The organism is Cobetia sp., from assembly GCF_983723665.1.
The window spans coordinates 12,766-19,515 of record NZ_CFDJES010000054.1; the positions used below are offsets into that span (position 1 = coordinate 12,766).

A 6,750-nucleotide genomic window follows, 5' to 3' on the forward strand; every position below is an offset into this window, starting at 1 on the left:
CGGCGACATCACGTGCTTGTCTGAGGAGTGAGATGATGAGTGCGATGACAACACCGGCGTCGGCAGCGACTCCTGCGGCCCGAGGAAGCGCGGCTTGCGCCCCCACAGGTAGAGATCACCCACTGTCGCCGCACGGGCCAGCCACTCGCGCAGCATCAGCTTGAGCCCCGGCGGCTGGCGCTCGGAGATGGCCGGGCAGCCCACCGCCTCCAGACCCAGCGCATCGGCGATGAACAGCGCACGCGGCAGGTGCCACGGCTGGGTGACCAGCACCGCCTCGTCGACACCGAAGACCTTGTGCGCTCGCACGAGGGTATCGAAGGTGGAGAAGCCCGCGTAATCGAGCGTCATGAACTCCTGCGGCACGTTGCGCGCTCGCAGGTCACGCCACATGGTCATCGGCTCATTGTAGTAACGCGTGCGGTTGTCTCCCGAGAGCAGCAGGTTGGAGACGCGGCGCAGGCGGTAGAGCTGGGCGGCGGTATCAAGGCGTGCCTGATAGTGTGGATTGCTGCCCCCGCCCACCAGGCCGTGGGAGGTACCGAACACGATCCCCACCTCACGGCTCTGACAGGTCAGCGGTGACGTGGCAATGCGATCGTGCGTTGCCATCACGACCCAGAGGTTGAGCCCGACCACCGTCATTGCACCGGCGGCCAGCAGACCGACGATGGTCCAGCCAGCCCGCATGATCACTCGCTGCATCTCTTCCTCACGCCCATCCCTGCCTGTCTTTCCTGCCGTTACCGTCACATCGTGCAGGCATGAGCGCCCAGCCTACCCAAGCGGCCGAGGCTCTGCCAGCACTGACTGTTCCCCGGCCACGCATGCGGGTGACTCCGCTCAGTCTTCCTGCACCATCACGGCCTTGACGTTGACTGGCACCTGGGTCGCGATGTTGCCAAGCCCGGCCAGGTCACGCAGGGTGCGAATGCCATCGACCAGCGCGAACTGCTCAGCATCGACCATCACCGGCGTGAGGGTCTGCACCAGCCAGCGATCGCCGCGCAGGCGCGTCACCTGCAGGCTCATCGGCAGGTTCTGGGTGTTGTCGTGCAGCGTCAGCTGGCCTTCGACATCCACCTGCTGGGTATCGCCCGGCTCCATCACCTTGAGGGTCGGCATGTCGAGACTGGCGGTCATCACGGCCAACGGATAGGTGCCGGACTCGAACAGCTTCTCGCTGACGCGCTGGTCACGAATGTCGATGCCGGTACTGGCGGAGTCGAGGTCGATCTCCACCGACAGCTGACCGGCGTCATTGACGCGCGCACGCCAGGAGGTGAAGGCATCCGTCTCGACGGTGCTGGCGCCCGACTTGGCCATCTTGGTGGTCTGGAAGCTCAGCTGTGAGACGTCGCCATCCAGCTTCCAGGCGGCCTGCGCGCTGGCAGCGGTGCTCAGGATCAGGGTGGCGGTCAGGGTGCGCAGCGCAGTCTGGAATCGCATTGGGGAGTCTTCCTTGAGGCAGGTGATACGGGAAACCGTCAAACGGACGTGCCGACGCGGCCCGAGGCAGCAACTTGCCCGGACGCTCAGCAACGTGAATTGGATAGCCGGATGGACGAGAGGTTCCCGCCCACCCGGTTGCGTTTGCTGCATCTCACCCGAGTGTTACTGCGACTACCGGCCATGAAAGGCCTCCAGGGAGCCGCAGACAACAAAGGGCGACAACAGCAGACGACTAAGGTGCGCTGATGATGCTCAGAACATGCCCAGTTCCAGGCGGGCATCCTCACTCATCATCTCGCGCGACCAGGCAGGCGAGAACACGATCTCGACATGGACCTTGGAGACATCTTCGGCGCCAAGAATCTTGCGCTTGGCGTCCTCGGCGATGACGTTGCCCATGCCGCAGCCCGGCGCGGTCAACGTCATCTTGAGATTGACCATCTTCTCGCCGCTGATCAGGGTGTCGATACGACAGCCATAGACCAGCCCCAGCTCGACGATGTCGACCGGGATCTCGGGGTCGAAGCAGGTGCGCAGCTGGGCCCAGACGAAGGCCTCGATGTCGGCATCGCTCTGGCCGGCCGGCAGATGCGGACGCGGCACGGCGTCCAGCCCCAGCGCATCGAGGCTGAAGCTCTCGATCAGGTACATGCGACCCTCGAAGGCGACGCTGACGGTGCCGCCCTTGGCCTGCATGACTTCGACCACCGAGTCCTCGTGCAGGGTCACCGACTTGCCGAACGGTACCGAGATGCCCTCCACGTCCCGCTGCAACGGCATCTTCTGGCCCTTGCCGAGGCTGGCCAGCTGGTCTTCAGTGTGGCTCATGCCCTCTCCTTGCCGAGCCGCATGACAACATGCGGCTCGTGAATTCTGTTGGTTCACTCAAGACGTGCGGGTGACAACATCCCCTGGCAAGTGCCGATACCAATGAGGCCCGCCATGCGCGAGCCTCATTGATCAGCGCCCGTCAGGGCCACCGCAGGGTGGTGCTCAGCGCACCATGGTCAGCACACGCTGCAGGGCATCGACGAACATGTCGATCTCTTCCGGCGTGTTGTAGGCCGCGAAGGAGGCCCGACAGGTGGCGTCGACACCGAAGCGACGCAGCACCGGCTGCGCGCAGTGGTGGCCGGTACGGATGGCGACCCCCAGCTGGTCGATCAGCAGACCGATATCCTGGGCGTGGGCACCATCGACCACGAAGGAGATCGCGCCCGCCTTGTCGGGCGAGTTGCCGATGATGCGCAGGCCGTCCACTTCGCGCATGCGCTCGCTGGCATGGTGCATCAGCTGCTGTTCCCAGCGCGTGATCAGCGCCATGTGGGTGCAGTCCAGCCAGTCGATGGCCTTGCCCAGCCCGATGACCTCGGCGATGGGCGGCGTGCCGGCCTCGAACTTGTGCGGCAGGTCCGCGAACAGGGTGCCATTCTCGAACGACACCGTGCGGATCATCTCACCGCCACCCTGCCACGGCGGCATCGCCTCCAGCAGCGCTTCCTTGCCGTAGAGCACACCGATGCCGGTCGGGCCGTACATCTTGTGGCCCGAGAAGACATAGAAGTCAGCATCGATCTCGCGCACATCGACCTGCTGATGCGGCACCGCCTGGGCGCCATCGACCAGAATCAGCGCGTCGTGAGCGTGTGCCAGCTTCGCCATCTCGGCCACCGGGTTGATGCTGCCCAGGGCGTTGGAGACCTGATTGACGCAGACCAGACGCGTCTTCTCGCCCAACAGGTGGCGGTAGGCTGCCATGTCGAGCACGCCATCGTCGTCACACGGGATGACCTTGATGACGATATCGAGACGCTCGGCCAGAAGCTGCCACGGCACGATGTTGGCGTGATGCTCCATCACCGAGATCAGCACTTCATCGCCGGCATTCAGCCAGTTGGCTCCCCAGCTGTTGGCGACCAGATTGATCGCCTCGGTGGTGCCACGCGTGAAGATGACTTCCCGCGTCAAACGCGCATTGATGAAGCTGCGCACCTTCTCACGCGTGCCTTCGAAGGCCGCCGTCGCCTCATCCGCCAGGGTATGCAGGCCGCGGTGGATGTTGGCATTGGTCTTGCGGTAGTAGTCGCTCATCGCGTCGATGACGGCGGTCGGCGTCTGGCTGGTGGCGGCGCTGTCCAGATAGATCAGCGGCACATCACCATGCACGCGACGCTCGAGGATCGGAAAATCCTCGCGTACCCGCACGACGTCGAGCATCAGGTTGTCGAGTGCGCTCATGCAAAGTCCTCATCACGTGCCACCGCCACGGCGCCACCGCCCAGCTCGACGCTGAGATCGACCAGCTCATCGAGGTGGAAGCGTGACGGCAGGCGCCCCGCGACACTGCGCTCGATGCGCTCAGCGATGGCGTCGATGCCCAGGCCGGTCATGACTTCGTTGGCGAAGGCCAGGGTCAAAAGGCCACGGGCGGTCTGCTCATCGATGCCACGGGCGCGCAGCGCGAACACGGCGGTCTCGTCGAGCTGACCGGTCGTGGTGCCGTGGGAGCACTTGACGTCATCGGCGTAGATCTCGAGTTCCGGCTTGGTGTTGATCTCGGCGCGGTCCGACAGCAGCAGGTTGGCGTTGTTCTGATGCGCCTCGATCTGCTGACTGTCGCGCTTGACCAGCACGCGGCCATTGAAGACGCCGCGGGCGCGGTCGGCCAGGATACCCTTGTAGTTCTCGTCGGAGAACGTCAGTGCCTCGTTGTGATTGACCAGCGAGTGGGTGTCCACGTGCTGGCGATCACGACCGAAGAACAGGCCATCGAGGCGTGCATGGGCGTTGTTACCGTTCAGGTCGCAGACGATATCGTTGCGCACCAGACCACCACCGGTGTTCAGGTTGATGGAGCGATACTGGCTGTCACGCGGCTGCTCGACCTGCAGCGAGGCGATATGCGTCTCGCCGGTGGCGGCTTCGCCCAGCTTGTAATGATTGAGCACGGCGCCGCGCTCCAGCATCACTTCGCTGACCATGTTGGTGAAGTTGGTCGCGCCGCTCTCACCGATGTGATGCTCGATCACGCTGGCTTCGGCGCGGCTGCCCAGCTGCACCAGCAGACGCGGGTGGCTCATGGTCACGGGCTGGCCTTCGACGGCGGCACGCGACAGGAACAGCACGTAGACCGGCTTGTCGAGCACCGTGCGCGGGCCGACCTGAATCACCGCACCCTCTTCGGTGAAGGCGGAGTTCAGCGCCACGAACGGCGTGAAATCGATGCCGGTCAGGCGATTCAGCGAGCCGCCGATGACTTCCGGCTGATTGACGATGGCATCAGACAGCGGCACGACACGCACGGTGTCGGGCAGGCCTGCCACATCGGACAGCTCGGCATTGTAGAGGCCATCGACGAACACCAGACGGTAGGCGTCGACGTCGAGAGCCAGCGCATCCTTCACGGCCGGCGCGAGGCTTGCATCGTCGGCGAGACGATATTGCTGACGACCCAGTGCCTGGGTGTCGGTGTACTTCCAGGCCTCGACCTTGCGGGTCGGCAGGCCGAGGGCTTCAAAGCGGGCGATGCCGGCCTGACGGCGGGCGGCCATCCAGCTCGGATCAGCCGCAAAGCGAGCCTTGCGGGCAGCGAATTCGCTGGCGAAGGCTTCGCTGCCGGGGACGGACGCGGTAGCAAGTGCTGTCATTACGCGGTTTCCTCCTGCAGCCAGTCATAGCCCTGGGCTTCGAGTTCGAGTGCCAGCGACTTGTCACCGGACTTGACGATGCGGCCATCCATCAGCACGTGGATCTGGTCCGGCACGATGTGCTCGAGCAGACGCTGGTAGTGGGTGACCATCAGCACGGCGCGGTCTTCGTTGCGCAGCGAGTTGACGCCCTTGGCGACGACCTTGAGGGCATCGATGTCGAGGCCGGAGTCGATCTCGTCGAGCATGGCGAGCTTCGGTTCCAGCACCAGCATCTGCAGGATCTCGTTGCGCTTCTTCTCACCGCCAGAGAAGCCTTCGTTGACGGCGCGCTGCAGGAAGCTGGCGTCCATCTGCATGAAGGCCAACTTCTCGCGGATCAGCTTCATGAATTCCGGGGCCGGAATCTCGCCCAGGCCTTCGGCTTCACGCTTGGCATTCAGCGCCGCCTTGAGCAGGTAGACGTTCTTGACCCCCGGGATTTCCACCGGGTACTGGAAGCCCAGCAACATGCCGGCACGCGCACGCTCTTCGACTTCCATCTCCAGCACATCCTCACCTTCATAGGTAATGGTGCCCGAGGTCACTTCATAGCCGTCCTTGCCGGCGATCACGGAAGACAGCGTGGACTTGCCTGCGCCGTTCGGGCCCATGATGGCGTGGACTTCACCCTTGTTGATGGTCAGATCGAGACCCTTGAGGATTTCCTTGCCTTCCACCGAAACGTGCAGATCTTTGACTACGAGCATGTTGATACCTTTTGCTGACAGGCCGCCCGCGAGCGGCCCTCAAGAATGGGGTGAATGCGAAAGGGACGGCGGGATCAGCCGACGGCGCCTTCAAGGGTGACGTTGAGCAGCGCCTCGGCCTCGACGGCGAACTCCATCGGCAGCTCCTGGAAGACGTCCTTGCAGAAGCCGTTGACGATCATGTTGACCGCATCTTCCTCGCTGATGCCGCGCTGACGGCAGTAGAACAGCTGATCTTCGCCGATCTTGGAAGTCGTCGCCTCGTGCTCGACGGTGGCCGTCGCGTTGCCGATTTCCTGATACGGGAAGGTGTGCGCGCCACAGCGGTCGCCGATCAACAGCGAGTCACACTGGGTGAAGTTGCGCGCGCCCTTGGCCCGCGGGCCGATCTTGACCAGACCACGATAGGACTGCTCGGAATTACCGGCCGAGATGCCCTTGGAGACGATGGTGGACTTGGTGCCCTCACCGATGTGGATCATCTTGGTGCCGGTGTCCGCCTGCTGACGGCCATTGGTGACGGCGACGGAGTAGAACTCCCCGACACTGTCCTTGCCGCGCAGGATGCACGACGGGTACTTCCAGGTGATCGCGGAGCCGGTCTCGACCTGGGTCCAGGAGACCTTGGAGCGGTCACCACGGCAGTCGGCACGCTTGGTGACGAAGTTGTAGATGCCGCCCTTGCCGTCTTCATCGCCCGGATACCAGTTCTGGACGGTGGAGTACTTGATGTAGGCGTCTTCCAGGGCCACCAGCTCGACCACGGCGGCGTGCAGCTGGTTGTCATCACGCTGCGGCGCGGTACAGCCTTCCAGATACGAGACCTGAGCCTGCTTCTCGCAGATGATCAGGGTGCGCTCGAACTGGCCGGTGTTGGCGGCGTTGATGCGGAAGTAGGTGGA

General features: G+C 63.8%; 7 protein-coding genes. All 7 read right to left on the minus strand.

Going from position 1 to position 6,750, the window contains the following annotated elements:
- The coding region (locus AC4FAH_RS07445) for a SanA/YdcF family protein (RefSeq protein WP_490245828.1) at positions 1-705 on the minus strand (705 nt) is incomplete at its 3' end.
- Between the two features lie 138 nt (positions 706-843).
- Positions 844-1,449: a YceI family protein gene (locus tag AC4FAH_RS07450; RefSeq protein ID WP_213113898.1), complete on the minus strand. Its 606-nt coding sequence runs from the start codon at positions 1,447-1,449 to the stop codon at positions 844-846.
- A gap of 255 nt (positions 1,450-1,704) precedes the next feature.
- On the minus strand, positions 1,705-2,280 hold the full coding sequence (gene sufT, locus AC4FAH_RS07455) for a putative Fe-S cluster assembly protein SufT (RefSeq protein ID WP_043335218.1): 576 nt from the start codon (positions 2,278-2,280) through the stop codon (positions 1,705-1,707).
- A gap of 165 nt (positions 2,281-2,445) precedes the next feature.
- The gene (locus AC4FAH_RS07460) at positions 2,446-3,690 is read right to left on the minus strand and encodes a cysteine desulfurase (RefSeq protein ID WP_490245829.1); all 1,245 of its coding nucleotides are present in this window, start codon (positions 3,688-3,690) and stop codon (positions 2,446-2,448) included.
- Positions 3,687-5,099: a Fe-S cluster assembly protein SufD gene (gene sufD / locus AC4FAH_RS07465; protein ID WP_052384761.1), complete on the minus strand. Its 1,413-nt coding sequence runs from the start codon at positions 5,097-5,099 to the stop codon at positions 3,687-3,689. The genes AC4FAH_RS07460 and sufD overlap by 4 nt, the downstream gene beginning before the upstream one ends.
- Complete coding sequence (gene sufC, locus AC4FAH_RS07470) at positions 5,099-5,848, minus strand: Fe-S cluster assembly ATPase SufC (protein WP_043335213.1); 750 nt, start codon at positions 5,846-5,848, stop codon at positions 5,099-5,101. The genes sufD and sufC overlap by 1 nt, the downstream gene beginning before the upstream one ends.
- 74 nt (positions 5,849-5,922) lie before the next feature.
- A partial coding sequence (sufB, locus tag AC4FAH_RS07475) for a Fe-S cluster assembly protein SufB (RefSeq protein WP_490245830.1) occupies positions 5,923-6,750 on the minus strand: 828 nt, incomplete at its 5' end.